23 protein-coding genes are annotated in these 19918 nt (G+C 61.3%); 10 read left to right on the plus strand and 13 right to left on the minus strand.

From position 1 onward, the window contains the following. Positions 1–67: 67 nt before the first annotated feature. Positions 68–1021, minus strand: coding sequence for a TAXI family TRAP transporter solute-binding subunit (locus tag B9Z33_RS12380; protein WP_108287339.1), 954 nt, complete (start codon positions 1019–1021; stop codon positions 68–70). Positions 1022–1190: 169 nt separating this feature from the next. Between B9Z33_RS12380 and B9Z33_RS12385 the strand changes: the two genes are divergently transcribed. Beyond that, positions 1191–2402, plus strand: a complete 1212-nt coding sequence (locus B9Z33_RS12385; protein ID WP_108287340.1) for a D-amino acid dehydrogenase — start codon at positions 1191–1193, stop codon at positions 2400–2402. Between the two features lie 21 nt (positions 2403–2423). On the opposite strand, the gene B9Z33_RS12390 is transcribed toward B9Z33_RS12385, so the two are convergent. Genes B9Z33_RS12390 through B9Z33_RS12400 form a run of 3 tightly spaced genes read right to left on the minus strand, consistent with a single transcriptional unit; the run spans position 2424 to position 5246 of the window. After that, a complete protein-coding gene (locus B9Z33_RS12390) occupies positions 2424–3404 on the minus strand; it encodes a tripartite tricarboxylate transporter substrate binding protein (RefSeq protein WP_108287341.1) in 981 nt (326 codons plus the stop codon). A 28-nt stretch (positions 3405–3432) separates the two neighbouring features. Next, complete coding sequence (locus tag B9Z33_RS12395; protein ID WP_108287342.1) at positions 3433–4260, minus strand: 3-keto-5-aminohexanoate cleavage protein; 828 nt, start codon at positions 4258–4260, stop codon at positions 3433–3435. Positions 4261–4292: 32 nt separating this feature from the next. Then, the gene (locus tag B9Z33_RS12400; protein ID WP_108287343.1) at positions 4293–5246 is read right to left on the minus strand and encodes a 3-hydroxyacyl-CoA dehydrogenase family protein; all 954 of its coding nucleotides are present in this window, start codon (positions 5244–5246) and stop codon (positions 4293–4295) included. An 86-nt stretch (positions 5247–5332) separates the two neighbouring features. On the opposite strand from B9Z33_RS12400, the gene B9Z33_RS12405 reads away from it, so the two are divergent. Next, positions 5333–6253 carry a LysR family transcriptional regulator gene (locus B9Z33_RS12405; protein WP_108287344.1) on the plus strand — a complete coding sequence of 307 codons (921 nt, stop codon included), beginning with the start codon at positions 5333–5335 and terminating at the stop codon, positions 6251–6253. Next, a complete protein-coding gene (locus tag B9Z33_RS12410; protein WP_108287345.1) occupies positions 6250–6600 on the plus strand; it encodes a TIGR03643 family protein in 351 nt (116 codons plus the stop codon). The genes B9Z33_RS12405 and B9Z33_RS12410 overlap by 4 nt, the downstream gene beginning before the upstream one ends. Positions 6601–6629: 29 nt before the next feature. Here the strand turns inward: B9Z33_RS12410 and B9Z33_RS12415 are convergent, their stop codons facing one another. After that, positions 6630–7748 carry a stealth family protein gene (locus B9Z33_RS12415; protein WP_233252821.1) on the minus strand — a complete coding sequence of 373 codons (1119 nt, stop codon included), beginning with the start codon at positions 7746–7748 and terminating at the stop codon, positions 6630–6632. A 67-nt stretch (positions 7749–7815) separates the two neighbouring features. Further along, positions 7816–9144: a Y-family DNA polymerase gene (locus B9Z33_RS12420; RefSeq protein WP_108287864.1), complete on the minus strand. Its 1329-nt coding sequence runs from the start codon at positions 9142–9144 to the stop codon at positions 7816–7818. Positions 9145–9383: 239 nt separating this feature from the next. On the opposite strand from B9Z33_RS12420, the gene B9Z33_RS12425 reads away from it, so the two are divergent. Genes B9Z33_RS12425 through B9Z33_RS12435 form a run of 3 tightly spaced genes read left to right on the plus strand, consistent with a single transcriptional unit; the run spans position 9384 to position 10793 of the window. Next, positions 9384–9911, plus strand: coding sequence for a heme-binding protein (locus B9Z33_RS12425; RefSeq protein WP_158270213.1), 528 nt, complete (start codon positions 9384–9386; stop codon positions 9909–9911). Positions 9912–9941: 30 nt separating this feature from the next. After that, the gene (locus tag B9Z33_RS12430; RefSeq protein ID WP_233252822.1) at positions 9942–10355 is read left to right on the plus strand and encodes an HNH endonuclease; all 414 of its coding nucleotides are present in this window, start codon (positions 9942–9944) and stop codon (positions 10353–10355) included. Between the two features lie 15 nt (positions 10356–10370). Further along, positions 10371–10793: a dihydroneopterin aldolase gene (locus B9Z33_RS12435; RefSeq protein ID WP_233252823.1), complete on the plus strand. Its 423-nt coding sequence runs from the start codon at positions 10371–10373 to the stop codon at positions 10791–10793. On the opposite strand, the gene B9Z33_RS12440 is transcribed toward B9Z33_RS12435, so the two are convergent. From B9Z33_RS12440 to B9Z33_RS12455, 4 genes are all read right to left on the minus strand, one after another. Then, positions 10783–11358: a pyridoxamine 5'-phosphate oxidase family protein gene (locus B9Z33_RS12440; RefSeq protein WP_108287866.1), complete on the minus strand. Its 576-nt coding sequence runs from the start codon at positions 11356–11358 to the stop codon at positions 10783–10785. The two genes, B9Z33_RS12435 and B9Z33_RS12440, sit on opposite strands and share 11 nt — an antisense overlap. 59 nt (positions 11359–11417) lie before the next feature. Then, a complete protein-coding gene (gene cho / locus B9Z33_RS12445; protein WP_108287348.1) occupies positions 11418–12293 on the minus strand; it encodes an excinuclease Cho in 876 nt (291 codons plus the stop codon). 16 nt (positions 12294–12309) lie between these two features. Then, positions 12310–12741 carry a LexA family transcriptional regulator gene (locus B9Z33_RS12450; RefSeq protein WP_108287349.1) on the minus strand — a complete coding sequence of 144 codons (432 nt, stop codon included), beginning with the start codon at positions 12739–12741 and terminating at the stop codon, positions 12310–12312. Positions 12742–12882: 141 nt separating this feature from the next. Then, positions 12883–13776 carry an MBL fold metallo-hydrolase gene (locus B9Z33_RS12455; RefSeq protein WP_108287350.1) on the minus strand — a complete coding sequence of 298 codons (894 nt, stop codon included), beginning with the start codon at positions 13774–13776 and terminating at the stop codon, positions 12883–12885. 96 nt (positions 13777–13872) lie between these two features. Here B9Z33_RS12455 and B9Z33_RS12460 point away from each other — a divergent pair, with 96 nt between their 5' ends. Next, positions 13873–14550, plus strand: a complete 678-nt coding sequence (locus B9Z33_RS12460; protein WP_108287351.1) for a transglutaminase family protein — start codon at positions 13873–13875, stop codon at positions 14548–14550. Positions 14551–14579: 29 nt separating this feature from the next. Here B9Z33_RS12460 and B9Z33_RS15470 read toward each other — a convergent pair whose 3' ends face one another. Then, entirely contained in the window at positions 14580–14804 is a 225-nt protein-coding gene (locus B9Z33_RS15470) for a hypothetical protein (protein WP_146183867.1), read from the minus strand. A gap of 3 nt (positions 14805–14807) precedes the next feature. Between B9Z33_RS15470 and B9Z33_RS12465 the strand changes: the two genes are divergently transcribed. Further along, positions 14808–15386 carry a thermonuclease family protein gene (locus B9Z33_RS12465; protein WP_108287352.1) on the plus strand — a complete coding sequence of 193 codons (579 nt, stop codon included), beginning with the start codon at positions 14808–14810 and terminating at the stop codon, positions 15384–15386. A gap of 40 nt (positions 15387–15426) precedes the next feature. Here the strand turns inward: B9Z33_RS12465 and B9Z33_RS12470 are convergent, their stop codons facing one another. Both B9Z33_RS12470 and tsaD read right to left on the minus strand, forming a co-directional pair. Then, on the minus strand, positions 15427–16686 hold the full coding sequence (locus B9Z33_RS12470) for a branched-chain amino acid ABC transporter substrate-binding protein (RefSeq protein WP_369916744.1): 1260 nt from the start codon (positions 16684–16686) through the stop codon (positions 15427–15429). Positions 16687–17032: 346 nt separating this feature from the next. Beyond that, on the minus strand, positions 17033–18076 hold the full coding sequence (tsaD, locus tag B9Z33_RS12475) for a tRNA (adenosine(37)-N6)-threonylcarbamoyltransferase complex transferase subunit TsaD (protein WP_108287354.1): 1044 nt from the start codon (positions 18074–18076) through the stop codon (positions 17033–17035). A 171-nt stretch (positions 18077–18247) separates the two neighbouring features. On the opposite strand from tsaD, the gene B9Z33_RS12480 reads away from it, so the two are divergent. Next, positions 18248–18937 (plus strand): substrate-binding domain-containing protein, encoded by a 690-nt coding sequence (locus B9Z33_RS12480; protein ID WP_108287355.1) that lies wholly within the window; start codon positions 18248–18250, stop codon positions 18935–18937. A gap of 52 nt (positions 18938–18989) precedes the next feature. After that, a complete protein-coding gene (gene ybiB / locus B9Z33_RS12485) occupies positions 18990–19889 on the plus strand; it encodes a DNA-binding protein YbiB (RefSeq protein ID WP_108287356.1) in 900 nt (299 codons plus the stop codon). Positions 19890–19918 lie beyond the last annotated feature (29 nt).

Consider the following 19918-nt stretch of genomic DNA (forward strand, 5'->3'; position numbering starts at 1 on the left):
CAAATTCGGGGTGCACCGCACCCTGCTCAAACAACACGGGGCACAGATGCGCTCCGTGCAGCCCTTGTCACTTCAGCACGCCAGCTTCTTTGTAGAACTTTTCGGCACCGGGGTGGAAAGGAATGCCCACGCCCTTGACGGCGTTTTCCTTGGTGATGAATTTGCCTTTGGCGTGGCCCGCAGCCAGCGCATCCTGGGCGGCTTTGCTGTAAAGCGCCTTGGTGATCTGGTACACGGTCTCGGTGTCGGCCTTGGCACTGGTCACCCACTGCGCGCCCATGGCCATGGTCTGCACAGCAGGCACGTCCTTGTAAGTGCCAGCAGGAATGGTGTCGACCGCCAGGTATGGGTTGCTTTTGCGCAAGGCTTCGGCTTGTGGGCCTGCCAATGGCACCAGCTCGATGCCTGCGCCGCTCGATGCCAGCTCGGCAATGGCTCCAGCAGGTGCACCACCCACAAAGAAGAAGGCATCCAACGCACCATCCTTGAGCTTGTCACCAGCTTGGTTGGGTTTGATGTACTCGGGTTTGATGTCGCTTTCTTTCACGCCATAGGCCGCCAGCACCGTGCGCGCATTGACCAGCGTGCCAGAACCTGGCTCGTCCAAGGCCACGCGCTTGCCCTTGAGGTCAGCCACGGACTTGATGCCCGAACCTTTTTTGACCACCAGGTGGATGCTCTCGGGGTACAAATTGGCAATCATGCGCAGGTCGGTGACCTTGGGTTTGCCTTCATACACGCCCGTGCCGGTGTAAGCCCAAGTGGCCACATCCGACTGAGAAAAACCCGACTCCATGGCACCACCGGCCACGCCGTTGACGTTGGCCACAGAGCCGTTGGTGGCTTGGGCTGTAGCCACGATCTTGCCGGGCTGGCTGACCGCGTTGGCGATCATGCCGCCCACGGGGTAATAAGTGCCTGCGGTACCACCAGTGCCGATGCGGAAAAATTGCTGTGCTTGAACAGGTGCGCTCATCGCAGCAGCCAAACCCAAGACCCAAAACAGATTGCGACGCTTCATGTGATTCCTCTTTCGAGAGTTAAAGAAACTGAGAACTCAGGTGTAGCACAACTTGTGCCCGATATGATCAAAAAACAGGTGGGCATCAGGGTAGACTCTCATATCGATGCCCCTAACCCTTGAGGTCTCCCTCCTTCACTGCGGGCATTTATCGGCATAAAGGAAACCCATGCATGTGTGCGTATTGGGTGCAGGCATCACCGGCCTGAGCACCGCCTATGAGCTGACACAACGGGGTCATCGAGTCACCGTGGTTGACCGTGCGGTACCGGCAGCAGGCGCCAGTGGCGGCAACGGAGCGCAATTGAGTTACGACTACGTACAACCTTTGGCCGATCCTGGCATTTGGGCCCAATTGCCCAAACTGCTGCTATCGCCCTCTTCTGCCCTCAAGATCAGGCCCCAATGGGATATGCACCAATGGACGTGGGTGCTGCAGTTCTTGCGCGCTTGCAATGCGCAACAGTCACAACAAACCACATCACAGTTGCTCACCTTGGCTGCGCAAAGTCGGGAGGTGTTTGATGCGCTGCGCGCACGCGAAAACATCGCCTGTGACTTTTCGGCATCGGGCAAACTTGTTTTATTCAGATCAGACGCGTCCTTTGCAGCCGCACGGCAGCAAATGGTGCTGCAAAAGCAATTGGGAGGTGCCGCGCAATCGGCAGTCACAGCAGCTGAGGCGTGTGCCATCGAGCCCGCTTTGGTGCATCACCGCGAACCTTTTTCAGGCGCCATCTACACCGAAAGCGAATGCGCCGCCGATTGCAAAAAAGTCTGCGAAGCTTTGGCGCGAATTCTGACGGCCCGTGGCATCGATCTGCGCTTGGGTCAAGACTTCAAACGCTGGGTGACCTCAGGCAACCAAGTGACGGCTGTGGGCCTGGGCGATGGCGAAGAAATCACCGCCGATGCGTTCGTGCTGTGCACAGGTCATACGGTTGCAGCGCTGGCGGCCTCTGCGGGTGTGCGCTTGCCGGTGTACCCGCTCAAGGGTTACAGCATCACGGTCGCCACCGATGGGCAGGGCTTGGCACCGCAGGTCAGCATCACCGACAGCGCCCGCAAAATTGTCTTTGCACGGCTGGGGCAACGGCTGCGCGCAGCGGGCATGGTGGAGCTGGTTGGGCAGGATGCACTCGTTCAAGCCCGCCAAATTCAGACTTTGCAACAAGCCACACAAGCGCTGTTCCCGGATTGTTCGCGCTATGCAGACATCCAGCCCTGGGCTGGTATGCGCCCAGCCACACCGACGGGCTTGCCCATCATCGGCCGCCAAGCCACAGGACCGAGCAACCTCTTCATCAACGCCGGGCAAGGCGCTTTGGGCTTTACCTTGGCGTTTGGGTCTGCCGTTCAGCTGGCGAACTCGCTCAGCTGAACCGCCGCCTTGCGGGCGTCATCAATCCACGGTGACACCCGCGTTTTTGACCACCTGACCCAAGCGTGTTGTTTCTTTGCGGATCAACTCGCCAAACTGCTGAGACGTGCCGCCCACCACCGGTGTGCCAATGGCTTCCCACTTTTTCTTGAACTCGGGTTCGTTGAAGATGGCATTCAGGGTCGTGTTGAGTTTTTGCACAATGGGTGCGGGTGTGCCTGCACGCACGGCAATGCCATGCCAGCCGGTCAACTCGTAACCGGCAATGCCCGCTTCCATCATGGTCGGGACATTGGGCAACGAGGGATGCCGTTTGGCCGAAGTCACAGCAAGGGCCTTCAACTTACCGCCCTGAATGTGCGGCAAAGAGCTGCCCAGAATGTCGAACATGACCTGCACCTGACCACCGATCAAGTCGTTGAGCGCAGGGCCTGCACCACGGTAAGGAATGTGCGCAATCTTGGTGCCCATTTGGGTGTTGAAAATTTCACCCGCCAAGTGCTGTGGCGTGCCATTGCCAGCCGATGCAAAAGCGAGTTTGCTGTCCGACTTCTGGGCCATGGCAACCAGCTCCTTGACGTTGTTCACCGGCACGCTGGGGTGGACTTCGAGCACCAAGGGGAATGACGAGATCTGAATCACGGGCGCCAGATCGGTCATGGGCACAAAAGGCATGCTGCGGTAAAGCGTGGGGTTGACCGCCATGGGGCCGCTGGCCGCCAGCAGCAAGGTGTAACCATCGGCCGGGGCTTGCTTGGCCACATCGGCACTGCCCAGGTTACCGCCTGCGCCGCCTTTGTTGTCCACGATCACATTCACGGCCAAGCGTGTGCTCAGTTCGCTTTGCAGCATGCGTGCCATCAAGTCGGTTGGGCCGCCCGGTGGATAAGGCACCACGAAGCGGATGGTTTTGCTGGGGTAATTGTCCTGTGCCAGAGCGGGTAACGCGGTGGCGGCCAGCAAGGCGGTGGACAGTGCGGCTAAAAATGTGCTGCGTTTCATGGTGGGTCTCCTGTAGAAATGAGATTGCTCAAGCGGCGAAAAAAGCTTCACGCGCCTGGGCTGCGGTGCAGAGGCTGCGGCCCAGCACGCGAGCCGAATCGGCCACTTGGCGCACCAGGGCAGCGTTGTCGGGGGCGACTTGCCCGTTGTTGAGCAAGAGGTTGTTTTCAAAGCCTACACGCACATGGCCGCCCAATGCAGCAGCGGTGGTGGCGCAAGCATGCTCACCTGCGCCAAAGGCGCACATGGACCACGGCTCCTTGCCTGTGTGGGCCATGACAAAGGGCAACAGGTCTTTGGGCTCGGAGGTTTGGCCCACCGAATAACGGCCCAGCACAAACAACAGGGACCAAGGCGCATCAGGGATCACACCCTGTGCACGCAGGGCTTGCCAGCGTTGCAGATCGGCCACGTCGTACACGATGACCTGTGTCATCACGCGCTCTTGGGCCAACCAGCCAAAGAACTGCGCCAGACCGGCTTCCCTGATCTCGGGCTGATCCACTTCGCGCAGGCCCACCGACACAGCTTCGGGCTTGAGTGCGGTGACCATGGCGATTTGCTCAGGTGCCTTGTACACACGCGCCGCTTCGCTGGTGACTTGGATGATGAGTTCATCGCCCACGGCCGCCTTGACCGCTTGCTGTGCATCGCGGTAGCCCTGCACGTCCAGGCTGTGGCCCCCTTGCGCATCGCGGATGTGCATGTGCATCATGCCCGCGCCCGCATCGAGGCACAGCTTGGCGGCTTGACCCAACTCGGCCGTGGTGATGGGCAGGGCCGGGTGGTCAGGCCGCTGCTTGTAAGCGCCATTGGGCGCGACGGTGATCAACAGGGGATGCGAAAAAACAGCCATGTTTGTGCCTTATCAAGAACTTGCGGGGGAAATCAATCTTGTGCGTTCAGCGGTGGCAACTCGCCTGCCAACAGGTCCAAGCCCTGACGCAACAAACAGTCGTAGCGCTCGCGCTCGGCTTTTTGCGTTTCAGGCGTCCAGGTGAAAAAGCCCTGGCCCGTCTTCATGCCCAAGTCGCCACGGGCCACGCGCTCTTGCAGCACACGGGCGGGCTCGGCGTTCACGGCCAGGCTGGGGTACATGCTGGCCGCCGCAGCGGTGTGCACTTCCAGGCCCGCATGGTCGCGCTGCATGACCGGGCCCGCCGCCAGAAAGCGAAAACCAAAGCCAAAGCGCACCGCCGCGTCCACGTCTTCGGGCGAGGCCACGCCTTCGTCGATCAGGGCGAAGGCCTCACGCGCCAAGGCGTGCTGCATGCGGTTGGCCAAAAAGCCGGGCTTGTCCTTGCGCACCAGCACCGGCACGCTGCCACAGCCGCGCATGAAGTCGCACAGCTGCTCGGCTTCTTGCACATTCGACTGAGGGCCGAGCACCACCTCCACCAGAGGTACCAAATGCGCGGGCATGAAAAAGTGCAGGCCTAGCATGCGCTCGGCGGTAGGCAAGCCCTCTGCGATGGCGCTGATCGGGAAGCTGGAGCTGTTGCTGCACAGCAGGGTCTCGGGTGCGGCCAGCTGGGCCAAGCGAGCAAACAGCGCTTGCTTGAGCGGCAATTTTTCGGGAATGCACTCGATCAGCAGACTCACGCCGGGCCAGCTCACGTCAGCCAAATCCGCCACAGCTTGCACGCGTTCGGTGCGGTGTGCCATGCCCAAGGGCTCCAGGTTGTGGCGCACATGCGCAGCCAGGGCTTGGCGCTTAACCGGATCGGGTTCGATGACGGTGACTTGGCTGCCACCACGGGCCAGCACGATGGCCACATCCATGCCCATGGTGCCGCCGCCCACAACCACGGTGCGTGCTTGATGAGGTTTTGAAGAAAACATGAAAAGGTCGTGATCAAAAAGAAAACGCCAGTCTAGAAAGACCTCATTGCTTCGTCCAGCCGTATTTTTCTATAAACTGATCAGCTATGCTGATCAATGCACAACCCAACTGGACGCCCCGCGATCTGGACATCTTTCTGGTGCTGGCCGAAACCGGCAGCTTCAGACGCACCGCCGCGCAGGTGCATTTGTCGCAATCGGCCGTGTCGGGCGTGATTGCGCGGCTCGAAGAAGCCTTGACCACGCGCCTGTTTGACCGCACCACCCGCAGCGTGCACCTGACGGCTGCAGGCCAGGTGTTTGTCGAGCAGGCCCGTTTGCTCAGCGTACAAACGCAAGAAGCCTTGCAACGCGTGCAACACATCACGCAAATTCAGTCGGGCAAAGTCAGCCTGGCCGCCCTTCCCTCGCTGGCGGCCACGGTGGTGCCACAGGTCATGGCCCGCTTTGCCCAGCAATATCCGGACATCGAACTCCAGCTGCACGACACTTTGTCGGGCCCGGCTTTTGATTTGGTCAGAGCGGGCACGGTGGACTTTGCACTGACAGCAGCCAACCCCGACTACGCCGACCTGGACTACACCCCCTTGTCGGCCGATGGCTTTGTGTTGCTGATGCCCCTGGGCCATCGCCTGGCCAAAAGCCAAAGCCCCCTGAACTGGCTGCAGGTGACCGAGTTGACCCACATTTCGATGCCACTGCCCACCAGCGTTCGGCAATACGCCAACGCCGCCTTCATGGAGCATCGCTTGGCTTTCAAGCCCCGCTATGAGGTCGAGCACATCGCCACCATCCACGCCATGGTCAAAGCCGGGCTGGGTGTGGCGGCCCTTCCCGAATTGGCGGCGGCTTTTGTGCAACAAAGTGGTGTGGCAACACGGCGTCTGACAGGCCCTGACATCCAGCGCCCCTTGGGCGTGGTCACCCGGCGCAACCGAAGCTTGTCACCTGCCGCACAAGAGATGGTGCGCATGCTGCGGCAAGAAACCACGGCCTTGCTGCCATGAACTCACAAGACAAAGAACACAACATGCTGTCTGAAGCCGACATCTCCAACATCATCGCCATGGCTTGGCAAGACGACACCCCGTTTGAAGCCATTGCCTTGCAATTTACATTGAGCGAAACCGAAGTGATCGCCTTGATGCGGGAAAACCTGAAAGCACGCTCGTTCAGGGTGTGGCGCGTGCGGGTTCGGGGTCGTGCGGCCAAGCACCAATCCAGACAACTCAACAAAGACCGGGTGTTCAGCCATCAGGCATCGGCTGCGGCCATGGACCAGGCATTGGCGGAGGCCGACAAGGAGGTGTTCCCACTGCCCCCCTCTGCCCTCACACGCGAGTCATTGCGCTGAAAAACAAGACAGCAGGACACCCAGAACCATCAAGCCCTTTGCTGTAGCCCCGACGCATTCGGGGGATGCTGCGCATCTGCCGGGGTGGAATGTGCTTGAAAAGCAGACGAGGCCAATGGGGCGCTGGAAAGCGTTTGCACGGGTGATGAGGCGTTTTCAAACCCCGAAGGCGTGGGCAAGATCGACTGCAACACACTCAGCACATTTTGCAAGCGCGGGTCGTTGGTGTGCGCATCGTCGGTGGTGTCGTTGATACAAAAAAACTCCAACGAACCGAACTCGGCCACCAAAGCCTGCAACTGCGCTTGCTGATCACCCTCGCCAGTGGATACATACCGGTGGCGATAAGGCCGGATGCTTGCCACCCCATGCGCCAAGGCCCAGCGCAGCACAAAATCCGACACGATGGTGGGTTTGTCCCAACTGCGAAACACGGTCGACCTGACGGCTGCGAACAATTCTGGCGCCGTCTCTTCCAGTTCCAGCAAGATCGACTTGAGCATGGGACGAGGTGAATGCGCAAAAGTGCGGAAGGTGCTCTGGTACAGAGGGTCTTGCTCGCGCAGCGCAGGCGTGCCCGAGCGGGCTTTCTCGGTGAGCCACTGGATCGACAGGCGGCAGGCGTTTTCGAGCGAGGTGGCGTCCATGCGCATGGCCTCGTCAGTGACCATCGGGTCGTCAGACCAGGTCACATGAAAACCGTCAGGGTGAAACCAGTCATCGAGCTGCACCGGGGCACCGAAGAACACGTCGTCGTTGAAGTAAAAGTAGCGCTCGGACAGACCCGGAATGTGGTGAATCCAGGACTCGATGTGCCCCGAGTCAAAGGTGGGCAAAGACGCCTCGGGCATCAGGTCGCGGTGGTCCACCAGCGTCAGGCGGTCCGAGGGGCGCAACCAGTCGGGCGCCTGCGCGTCGGTGACGATGTAGACATGCCCGTGATCGGGGAAAAACTTCTCCAGCGCACGCAGGCTGTAACGCAGCTCGTGGTTGTCCCGAAAGCGCCCTTCCACATTGCTGTAGCGGGCCATGGCGGCACTGGAATCGCTGGGGAGTTGCTGCAGGGCCGCTTGGCGTTTGGCGCGCCAGTTCGAATCGTTCCCGTCAACCCACAAGTAAACGATGTCGATGGGCGAATCGTGGGGCATGTCTGCGTTGAATTTTTTGAAGTGGCTGAGTCTAGCAGTGGGGCTCAGGCGATCCGCAATGCCCTTGCTAAAGCCGTGGTTGCTCTCCATCTTTTCCCGAGCCCACCACCGCCAACCCTGCCCAATCCGTCGTAAACAGCGACGACAGCCTCTCTTGTTTCATCGCCCACAACTTGATGGCCTTGGGTGCTCCAGCGCTGGCGAGCTTGAGCGTTCCGCGTCCGTAGCGTTGATTCACCTGGTCCATCGCGTCCATCAGGCGCACGCGGTTTTCGGGCATGGTCTCGTCAAAGTCCAGCGTCAATTGTTGGTGTGTTGCGGGTTGCAGGTCCATCAGCATCACGCCCGCTTTGGCGTACTTGAAACCGGGGCGGTAGATGTGTTTCAGAATGGCGCAGGCCGCTTGGGTGATGTGGGCGCTGTCGCTGGTGGGGCTGGGCAGGGGGATGCTCGCGCTGCGGCTGTATTGGGGGTCTTTTTCTCGGAAGGGGCTGGTGCGGATGAAGGCCGAGATGAAAGCCGTGTGGCTGTTTTGGCGGCGCAGTTTTTCGGCGGCGCGGCATGCGAATTCGGTGATGGCTTCTTGCAGGTCTTGCAGTTCGGTGATGGGCTGGCCGAAGCTCCGGGTGCAGGCAATTTGTTGTTTGGCCGGGGGTTCGTCTTCAAACTCAATGCAGGGCACGCCATTGAGTTCGCGCACTGTTTTTTCCAACACCACCGACCAGCCCGCTTTCGATGCGGCCGGGTTCATGCGTTGCAGGTCGAGCGCGGTGTGCACGCCTTGCGCTCGCAGTTGTGCGCCGATCTTGCGGCCCACGCCCCAAACGTCGCCCACGTCGGTGGCTTGCAACAGGGCTGCCAGTTCTTGCGCGTTGCACGCGCCCAGGTGACAGATTTGCGCATGGTGGGCGGGGTAGCTGCCGAGCTTGCGTTCGGCGCTCTTGGCGATGGCGTTGGCCAACTTGGCCAGGGTCTTGGTGGGGCCGATGCCGATGCAGGTCGGGATGCCGATCCATTGGTGAATGCGCCTGCGAATCTTGCGCGCACGCAACACCAAGTCACCGGGGATGCCGCTCAGGTCGATGAAACTTTCATCAATGGAATAGACCTCCTGCATGTGGCCCAGGCCTGCGGCCAGCGTCATCATGCGGTCGCTCATGTCGCCGTAAAGGGCAAAGTTGGCCGAGAGGGCGACGAGTCCGACTTCTTCTTCAAAGTGCCGGATCTTGAACCACGGTGCGCCCATCTTGATGCCGAGCGCTTTGGCTTCGTCGCTGCGCGCAATGGCGCAACCGTCGTTGTTGCTCAGGACGACGAGCGGGCGGTTTTGCAGCTTGGGTTGGAACACGCGTTCGCAGCTGCAGTAGAAGTTGTTGCCGTCGATGAGGGCAAACATGGCTTGGCGCATAAAGTACTGTACAAATGAACAGTATACAGATAACCCACCCCAAAAAATCCTACCTTAGCCGTTTGAGCAGCTGCAGGCAGCTTGCGTGCGGTAGAGGACTGACGCAACTACGATGAATTTGATTCAATGCACCGATCCCAACACCGACTTGTCCCACGATGCTCTGGCCTTTCCCCTTCTTGTCGCCTTTTTTATTACCCGTCTTGTTCCTTTTTTGTGGAGCCGCCATGGCCGTTGAAGAACCGCGTTACACCGTGCTGGTCTCAGACCCACCTTTTGAGGTGCGACGCTACGCCGCCTTCACGGTGGCCCAAACGCAAATCCAGGGCGACTTCGATGCCGCCAGCCGCAGCGGCTTTCGGCGCATCGCGTCTTACATCTTTGGCGACAACCTGCAAGCCGGGCTGGGCGCGCAGCGCAAGATTTCGATGACCGCACCCGTCACCGTGGTGCCCGAAACCGAAGGTTGGCGCGTGCATTTTGTGATGCCGTCTGCCGAAAGCGTGCAGACCCTGCCCCAGCCGCTCAACCCGCAAATCGAGCTGCGCCCCGTGCCCGAGCACGACACGGTGGCGGTGCGTTTCAGCGGCTTCACCACGCAGACCAGCATTCAAGAGCAGACCGAGCGCCTGCGGGCTTGGGCCAAAACCAAAAACCTCAAGCTCAGTCCCACAGCCCAAATCGCCCGCTACGACGATCCCTTCACCTTGCCGTGGAACCGCCGCAACGAGATATTGATTGACCTGATGCACTGAAAGCGACTGGGATCAATCGCCCGGTGCGGCATGCCCCGCTGGCCGCCTGTTGTAGCCTTGGGAGATGGTCAACACAGTCTTGCAGCCGTGACAGGGCGCATTCGCAAAAAACTCATTCAAGCCCAGCTTGGAGCCTTGCCCGCACCGCGCACTGGCGACGTGCTGTGCCCTCTGTGCGAGCGCGCCATTCCGCACAGCCAACAAGACGCGCACCATCTGGTGCCCAAGTCACATGGGGGCGCGGACACCGTGCTGCTGCACCGCATTTGCCACCGCCAGATCCATGCGCTGTTCACCGAGACCGAATTGGCCCGCACCTATGCCACGGTCGAAGCCTTGAAGCAGCCCGAAGAGATGGCCCGCTTCATCTGTTGGGTGCAAACCAAACCCGACGCATTTTTTGAAAAAAGCCGCAAGAGCCAACGGCTCCAAAACCGGCGCTGAAACCTGCCCACCACCATGCCTTTATCCATGCCCACACAGCCCACGACCAGCCGGATCGAGCTGAAAGACTTTCACTTGGCGACCCGCATTGGCACCTATGCGCCCAGCGACACCGTGCCCGATTACCACGCGCTCGACTTGACCCTGTGGATCGATCCCGCTCTGGTGCTGATTGCCCAAGACGGCATGGCGCATGTGTTCGATTACGACCCGCTGGTGATCGAGATCGAACGGCTGGCGGCCGATGGGCTGTATGAAACCCAAGAGCGGCTGATGACGCGCATCGTGCAAGCCTGCGCGGCTTGCCCAGCCATCGAGGCGCTCGAGATGGCTCTGCGCAAATTCCCGGTGCGTGCGGGCAGCGGTTCTTTGGGTGTGCGTTTGGCGGTGGACAGCGCACAACTGCAGCGCATGCGAGACACCGCGCTCAGGGCGTGAGCCACTCCCAAGTGTTGGCGCTCAGCTGCGCCCTGCGATGCCCGTCGCGCGACAGCGCCAGCCAGTCCATCTGAAGCACCTGCGCACGCAGCAAGGTAAAGCTGTGTGTAGGCGCGGGGGCATTGGCCTTGGGTGCATCAGCCATGCCACTGCTTTGTGGCAACACCGCACCCGGCGGCAGTGGTGACAAATAATCACCCGCAGCCGCCGACTGTTTGACCCCTTGCCAAAGCGCCTCGACCTCGGGGCCAGAGGTGATGACCGAGCAAGTCACCCGCACCCGCAATTGCCAGCTCAAACGCGCACTCCAAAACACCAGCACCGCTGAGGCTTGAGCCTGCAGTTGGGCCACTTTGGGGCTGCGGCTGTCCGTGTAAAAAGTCAGTTGCCCGGCTACGGCATCCACCTGCCGCAGCACCACGGTGCGAGCATCGGGCAAACCGTCTGCATCGGCAGAGGCCAGCACCGGCGTGCGCCATTCGTGGTGCCGGTCCAGACTGGCTCGGCCTAGCTCTTTCCAAATTTGCGGGCCAATTTCTTCGGGCGTTTGCAGGTGAATTTTCATGATGCTGGGGTTGCGTTGGGTGGGAGCTTCAACCGAATGGTCTGACGTGTCATGCGGGCTCACAACAACACAATCTCCACAGTTCCTGTGAGCACCGGGCGGCACAAAATCTTGTAGCCATCGGCATCAAAGTTGGCGGCCACTTGGCTGGCCGTTTGGCTCAGTTGGCGGGCCGCTTCGGGTGTGGGGGCGCTGCCCAGATAGCACCAGTGCTTCACAACGTGGATTTGCGTGAGTTCACCATCGCGCTCGACCAAACCCACCGCGCCCGGGTACGGCCAGCACTCCACGCGCAGCGCCAGCAGGCTGCTGAACAGGCGTTCGCGGTGCACTTCGGGGGTTTCGTCGCCCCGGCACACACCCGCACATTGGCGAATGGCGGCCCTGAAGCAGGCTTTGCCGGTGGACAATTTTTCGAGGCCCAGTGGGCCGTAGCACAGCTTGTTTTGGTCAGCGATGGCGCGCAGCGCACCGAGTGCGGCGTGGCGGCTGGCGTACAGGCCATACAGCTCGGGCTGGCTGGCAAAGTCGATGTCACGGGCATAGACCACTTGCGGCACTTCGCCCGTCAGTTGCAGGCTGCACAGCTGTTGATTGCGGCGCAGTTTTTGGTTGAACAAGGGGTGCTGGGCCTTGATCATTTGCGCCTCCAACAGCAGCGCGCCGATCTCGCCCGCCGTGCGGATGTGGCTGATGCGCTGGGTTTGGCGCAGCATGCGCGCCTCGTCGGGCGTGCGCAGGTGCGACAGCAATCGCGCACGGATGTTGATGCTTTTGCCGATGTACAGCGGCAAGTCGCCTTCCTCGCCATGAAAAATGTAAACACCCGCCCCGGTGGGCGCGTCTTCGATGGCGCCCCGCAGGTGCTGGGGGTATTCGTAAACGCGCTCGGCCTCGAAGTCGTCGCGGCGGCGGCGTGGGGAAATGCTGGCCATGTCAGGTTCGATCAGATCAGGTGGCGTGTTGGTGGATGGTCGCCACCACCACGCCCCAGATATCCACGCTTTGGCCGTCTTTGGGCACGATGTCGGGGTAGTCAGGGTGGGCCGCTTGCAGGCGCAGGCCCTGCGGGTTCAGGCGCAGGGTTTTGCAGGTGAAGTCGCCATCGACCACGGCCAACACGATCTGGCCGTCGGCCGGTGTGATGGCGCGGTCCACCAGCACCACCGAGCCATCCAGGATGCCCACATCGCGCATGCTTTCGCCGCGCACGCGGATGTAAAACGTGGCCTGTGGGTGCTTGACCAGTTGCTGCATCAGGTCGATGCGCTCGACCTGGTGGTCTTCGGCGGGTGACGGAAAACCCGCCGCAATGCAGGCGGGCAAGGCCTGCAGCCACCAGTTTCCGGGGGGCAGGGCTTGTGGGGTGTCTGGGGCGTGCATGGTGTGGGCGACTTAAAATACTGTTTATATTTACAGTATACTGACCTCGTCATGCTTCCTGCAGTTGCCTGACATTTTTGTTGATTGACGCCCCGGGCTTTGCGGCTCGGGGCTTTTTTTGGGTCTGTCCCTTACGCCAAGTCAAAGCGCCACATACCGGCCATCGCCTTGCCAAGCAATTTGCCCCTGCGCGTGCAGCTCGGCCAGGTGCATGCCGATGGTGTTGCGCTCTGCGCAGGGCACAAAGGGCACGTCGTAGCCTTGCGGGTACAGCAGGCGGCGGCTGACCAGCTCGTCCAGGCTGTGCGGCGTTTGTAAATATCCCAGCAGTTGCGCGCTGCGCTCGTCGATCTTGCTGGCAAAGCGCTCCAAATCGGCCAAAAACTGCGCCCGATCGGTGATGACCGCTTTGTGGTGCGAGGTGGCCCAGATGCGGGCGTCCAGCTCTGCCACTTTCTTCAAGGTTTGCCGAAAGTCGCTCAGACTGGAGGTGGCGTCGCCGTAATACGGGCCAAAGCCGCTCAGGTCGATGTCGCCAATGAAGGCCAGACCTTCGCTCTCGACCACCAAGGCGCAGTGCCCCGCCGTGTGGCCCGGCAGGTGGTGCGCCCGCACCCGCACGCCGCCGCCCAGGTCCCAGACCGCGCCGTCGCTGTAAGCCGTGGCGTCGGGTCGGGGCTGGTAATGAAAATCCTTTTGCACGATGGCGTGCATGGCGTCCAGCACCTCTGCGGGGTAACCGTAGTGTTGGCACAAACCGTCCCACGATTGGGCCGCCGCCAAGTCGGCCTCGTGCACCTGCACGCGGGCTTGGGGCAGGCGGTGCAGCCCCGCCATGTGGTCTTCGTGCACATGGCCCAGGATGACCAGGTCCACCGTGTCCAGTTCGGGGCCGATGCGGTTGGCCACCTCGGGCGTGTCAAAGGCCACGCGCGTGTCAGCGCCCTGCACGATGAGCTGGTTGCCATCGGGGTATTTGCCCGATTTTTCTCCCAGGTGCACACGCACCGCTCCGAAATTCAACACCGAAGCCATGAGGGCCTTTCATGAACAGCGCCCCACCCAGAGCGCGACGAGCCACTATAGCCAGCGTGACACCCCAGTGCTGCCGCGCACGCTACAGTGAACCGCATGACCGACCTGCCCTCCCCCGCCACGCTGGCCGCCACGGCCTTGATCGACAGCGACCACCCGGACGTGATCGCTTTGGCGCGCCAGCACGCGCAAGGCGCCACCGACCGCGAACGCGCGGTGTCGCTGTACCTGGCGGTGCGCGACCAGTTTCGTTATGACCCGTACCGCATCGAGCTGTCCACCGAGGGCATGCGCGCCAGCTCGGTGATTGCCCAGGGCTCGGGTTGGTGTGTGCCCAAAGCGGCCTTGATGGCGGCGGCTTGCCGCGCCGCCGGACTGCACGCCCGGCTGGGTTACGCCGATGTGCGCAACCACCTGAGCACCGAGCGTTTGCGCCAGACCATGCAGACCGATGTGTTCATCTGGCACGGCTATGCCGAAATCTGGCTGGACGGTCAATGGGTCAAGGCCACACCCGCCTTCAACATCGAGCTGTGCGACAAGTTCGGCCTGTTGCCGCTGGAGTTTGACGGGCGAAACGATTCGATTTACCACCCGTTTGACAAAGCAGGAAACCGGCACATGGAGTACGTGAAGCAGCGCGGCACCTTTGACGACATGCCGCTGAACCAAATCGTGCACGATTTCAAAACCGTCTACCGCAGCTGGATGGCCGAGCACGACCACCTGCGAAACGCCAGTTTCCAGCAAGACGTGGAACGGGAAACCCGCTGAGGTCCAACCGTTTTCCCTCGTACAAAGGGTTAAACCACATTTGCCAATACAAATAATGGATATGATTTTGATGAATTACTCATCAAAGTCATCATGCCTAAACTATTTGCAATTTTCACTTTGGCTTTGTTGTGCTCCGCTGCTGATGCACAAAACACCAGCTGCTCGGCTGAGGCCTGTGAGGAAAAATGGGCAGGCGCTGCCACAAACAGCAACCTCAAAAATTGCGTCAAAGACGCCGTGGGTGAAGCCATTTGATGGGGCCATGGCACAACCTGCCACTGCTTCGACCAACACTGGGCATCGCTTGGCTGGCACTGGGGATTTTTTCGCAGGCTTGGGCCGATCAGCTGCAAGGCCGTGTGGTCAAAGTGGCCGACGGGGACACCGTCACAGTGCTGGATGGCCAGCGCCAACAGCACGTGATTCGGCTAGGCGGCATTGATGCGCCCGAAAAAACCCAGCCTTATGGACAAAAGTCAAAGGCCCACTTGTCACAGGCGGTGTTTGACCAAGCCGTGACCGTGGAATTTGACAAACGCGATCGCTATGGCCGCATCGTTGGCAAAATTCTTATCGGCGAGAAAGACATCAACTTGCAACAAGTGCAAGCGGGTTGGGCTTGGCATTACAAACAGTACCAGCGCGAACAGCGCCCTGAAGACCGCGTCATTTATGAAGAAGCTGAGCGCCAAGCGCGTCAAACACACGGGGGTCTGTGGCAAGGACAAGGCCCCACCCGCCCGGAGCCACCGTGGGAATACCGCGCACGCCTGAAGTCAGAACGGCAGACGGTACAAACCAGCACACCCCAGCTTGCCAGCAGCGCTCAATAGCCGCCCTACAGCGCGTCACTGCATCACAGCGCCCCCAAGATCAGCCGGGGCGAACCATCTTGCAGCTGCTGGGCAGACGGGCCTGCTCAGCCTTGATCTGCCGCACCACCTTGAAGCCATAGCCTGAGCCTTCGACATCAAAGGGCACGCCGGGTTCACCTTGGCGCTGCATCACGCCCACCACCAGCGGCTGCTGAAACTGGTGGTCTTCGGCGCGCATGAAACCGGTCTGTCCGGCCATGCTGACGCGGGCTTTTTCAAGGGCCAGCGCCACGGCCACCGGTTCGGTGCTGCCCGCTTTTTCGACCGCCTGCGCCAGCGCCTCCACCATCAGCTGCATGCGCACGTGCACATAGTCTTCGGAAGGTTTGGCAAAGCGCTGGCGGAAGGACTGGTAAAACGCCTCGCTGGCCTTGCCCGGCACATTGGGTAGCCAGTCGGCCACCGCGATCACGCGGTCTACGCCCGCATCGCCCAGTGCAGCAGGTGCGCCCAAGGCGTTGCCATAAAAGGTGAAGAACTTGCCTTCGTAACCCGCTTCTCTCGCGGCCTTGACCAGGAGCGTCAGATCATTGCCCCAGTTACCCGTGATGACCGCTTGCGCGCCACTGGCCTTGATCTTGGCAGCGTAGGGCAAAAAGTCTTTCACCCGACCCATGGGGTGTAGCTCGTCACCCACCACCTTCACATCGGGACGCTTGTCGGCCAGCTGGCGTTTGGCTTCGCGCAGCACGGCCTGGCCAAAGCTGTAGTCCTGGCCAATCAGGTAAACCGACTTGAGTTTTTTGTCGCTCTGCAAGACCTGCATCAAAGCCGTCATGCGCATGTCGGCGTGCGCGTCAAAACGGAAGTGCCAGAAGCTGCACTTTTCGTTGGTCAGCGCCGGGTCGACCGCTGAATAATTCAAGAACAGCACGCGCTTGGCCGGCTCGCGTTCATTGTGTTTGTTGATGGCATCGATCAAGGCGGCGGCATTGGCCGACGAGTTGCCTTGCAAGACCACCTGCGCACCATCGTCGACGGCCGATTTGAGGGCCGACAAAGCCTCTTCGCTTTGGCCTTTGCTGTCGTAGCGCTCCAGCACCATGGGGCGCATGCCCTGCGCGGTCTTGACCCCACCACGCGCATTGACGCGCTCCACCGCCCAGGCGATGTTGCGCACCACCGCCTCGCCCGTGTTGCCAAATGGGCCGCTCAGGCCCTCGATGAGGGCCAGCTTGATGGGGGCTGGCGATTGCGCCCAAGCAGGTGCAAAGCACAAGGCTGCAGCCAGAGAAACCAGCGCACGGCGGGAAGACATAAAGGACAAAAGCATATGAAAAACAGAACCCGCTCAAAGCGAGTTGAGACCAGAAAGGCGCGAAGTGTAACTGTCTGAAGGATGAGCGACCGTCAGAGGTATTTCCCGCCAGATGTGGGCCCTGTGAAAGGAGCTCCCTCTGAGAGGTATTTCCGTGGGGGTGTTCCCTGTGGAGAGGCAGCCCCTGCGGAGAGGCTGCCACTGTGGGAGGCCGCCCCTGCGGCCGAATGCCTGCTTGCCCTTTGCCCTTGAATGAACGTTGTGGTCAGCACACCTTCGCGAGCAGGGGCTCTCTCCCACAAGGACAGCTCAGCGAACGCGCACGCAGACGCAGACGCACGGTGGCTTAAACCAGTTCGTGCAAAGGCCAGCGCGGTTTCACATCGAAGCTGTAACGCGCCTCGGCCGTCTGCGCGCCCGACTGCAAACGCATGGCAGCCGCCATGGCGATCATGGCGCCGTTGTCGGTGCACAGGTGCAGCTCGGGGTAATGCACACGCACTTGGGCTTTGGCGCAGGCGGCATTCAGCTGAGCCCTCAACTCGCGGTTGGCCCCCACGCCTCCGGCCACCACCAAACGCTTCATGCCCGTAGCCTTGAGCGCATTCATGGATTTTTTGAGCAGCACTTCCACAATCGCGGCCTGCGTCGATGCGGCCAAGTCGGCCCGCTCGGGCGCGCCTTCGGTGTGGGCGGCGGGGCCGATCTTCTGGCTTTGGGTCAGCACGGCTGTCTTGAGGCCCGCGAAAGAAAAATCAAAGTCACCGCTGTGCAGCAAGGGGCGGGGCAACTTGTAAGCCGCAGGATTGCCCTGCTCGGCCAGGCGCGAGAGGCCTGGGCCACCCGGGTAAGGCAGTCCCATCAGCTTGGCCGACTTGTCAAAGGCTTCGCCTGCGGCGTCGTCAATCGTTTCACCCAGCAGTTCGTAGCGACCCACGCCGTCCACCCGCATCAGCTGGGTGTGCCCACCCGACACCAGCAAGGCAATGAAGGGGAACTCGGGCGGGTCGGCACTCAAAAACGGTGAAAGCAAATGGCCTTCGAGGTGGTGCACGCCCAGCACGGGCTTGCCCAAAGACGCGGCCAGCGCGCAGGCCACGCCCGAGCCCACCAGCAAGGCCCCAGCCAAGCCGGGGCCACGCGTGTAGGCCACCACGTCGATGTCACTCAATGTGGCCCCGGCCTCAGCCAGCACTTGGCGCGTGAGGGGCAACACCCGGCGGATGTGGTCGCGGCTGGCCAGCTCGGGCACGACGCCACCATAGGCTTGGTGCATCTCGATCTGGCTGTACAAAGCGTGCGAGAGCAGGCGCGGCAAAGCCTCACCCGTGGTCTCCACCAGCGCCACGCCCGTTTCATCACAAGAAGATTCGATACCCAAAATTCGCATAACAGGTAGTTTAAGCGGGGCATGGGCCATTGCTGGGGGCTTGGCGATAATCCATTGTAGGAGCGACGCCCTCGTCGCGAATGGTTTTTTGAGCCTTTCGCAACGCACGAGGAAGCTTTCGCGACGAGGGCGTCGCTCCCACATCAGCCCGACCTATCTCAAAGCCCCGACATGACCACACTCCGACTGATTTCATCCATGGCCACCAAGCCGCTGCTGGCCGATCTGGTGGCTCTGTACCAAGCGCAGACCCCTCACTTTCAAGTGCAGGTCGAGTCGGTCGGCGGCGTCGATGCGGCCAAGCGCGTGCAGGCAGGCGAAGCCTTTGACGGCGTGGTTTTGGCCAGCGACGCCATCGACAAACTGATCGGCAGCGGCCATGTGCTGACGGGCAGCCGCGCCGACCTGGTGCGCTCGGGTGTGGCGGTGGCCGTGCCTGAGGGCCAGCCCGTGCCCGACATCTCGACCGAAGCCGCGCTCAAAGCCGCTGTTCTGGCCGCGCCCACGCTGGGCTATTCCACCGGCCCGAGCGGCGTGCAACTGGCCAAGCAATTCGAAGCCTGGGGCATCGCGCACGAAATCGCCCCGCGCATCGTGCAGGCCAAGCCGGGCGTGCCCGTGGGCTCCTTGGTGGCGCTGGGCGAAGTGGCGCTGGGTTTTCAGCAACTGAGCGAAATGCTGGGTGTGCAGGGCATCACCATCGTGGGCGGCCTGCCCCCGGCGGTGGAGATCATCACCACGTTTTCAGGTTCAGTGGCTGCCACCAGCAGCCAAGCCGATGCGATGCGTACGCTGCTGGCCTTCTGGCAGTCGCCAGCCTGCGACCTACTCAAGCGCCAGCACGGTATGGCACCAGCCTGAACGCCATACCCATATAACCAGCGGTTATCTGGTTTCCAGCACAATCTCGCGCATGGGAATCAGCCACTACATCAAGGACATCGGGCGCGGCAAAGACGGGGCGCGTGCGCTCAGCCGCGAGCAAGCTGCCGACCTGATGGGCCAGGTTCTGGACCAGCAAGTGAGCGATCTGGAGCTTGGCGCGTTTTGCATCGCCATGCGCATCAAGGGCGAAACGCCCGAAGAGATGGCGGGTTTTCTGGACGCCACCCATGCCCGGCTGAACAAGGTCCGCATTGGCCAGACACCGACCGTGGTGCTGCCCAGCTACAACGGGGCCCGCAAGCTGCCGGTGCTCACGCCACTCTTGGCCCTGCTGCTGGCACGCGAGGGCGTGGCTGTGGTCGTGCACGGCGCGGCCACCGAAGACAAACGCGTGAGCAGCCAAGCGGTGTTCGCGCATCTGGGCGTAACCCCTGTGGATCGTGTGGGCCCTGCTGAGGCCGGACAAGTGCAGTTCATCCCCACCGGCGTTTTGAACGCTGGACTGGACCGCCTGCTGGCCGTGCGCCGCGTGGTCGGTCTGCGCAACCCCGGGCACAGCCTGGTGAAACTGATGAAACCCTGTGATGGCCCCGCACTGGTGGTCAGCAGCTACACCCACCCCGAATATTTGCTGTCGATGTCGGCCACCTTTGCCCTGACGGGCCAGCATGCCCTGCTGCTGCGCGGCACCGAAGGCGAGCCCGTGGCCGATGCCCGCCGCACCCCGGCCATGGATGTTTTCAAAAATGGCCAGACGGTGCGCGTGCAAAACCAACAAGAAGGCTCACTCGTGCAAGTGCCCGAACTGCCCACGACCGACGCTGCGGCCACCGCCCTTTACACCGAACATGTGCTGCAAGGCCTTTTGCCGGTGCCGGGGGCCATTGCCTTGCAAGTTCAACACATCCTGCGCGAGGTGAGCCCATGAACCATGTCCTGCCCCCCTGTGGGAGCGAG

This window comes from Limnohabitans sp. T6-20 (assembly GCF_003063505.1).
Lineage (GTDB): Bacteria > Pseudomonadota > Gammaproteobacteria > Burkholderiales > Burkholderiaceae_C > Limnohabitans_A.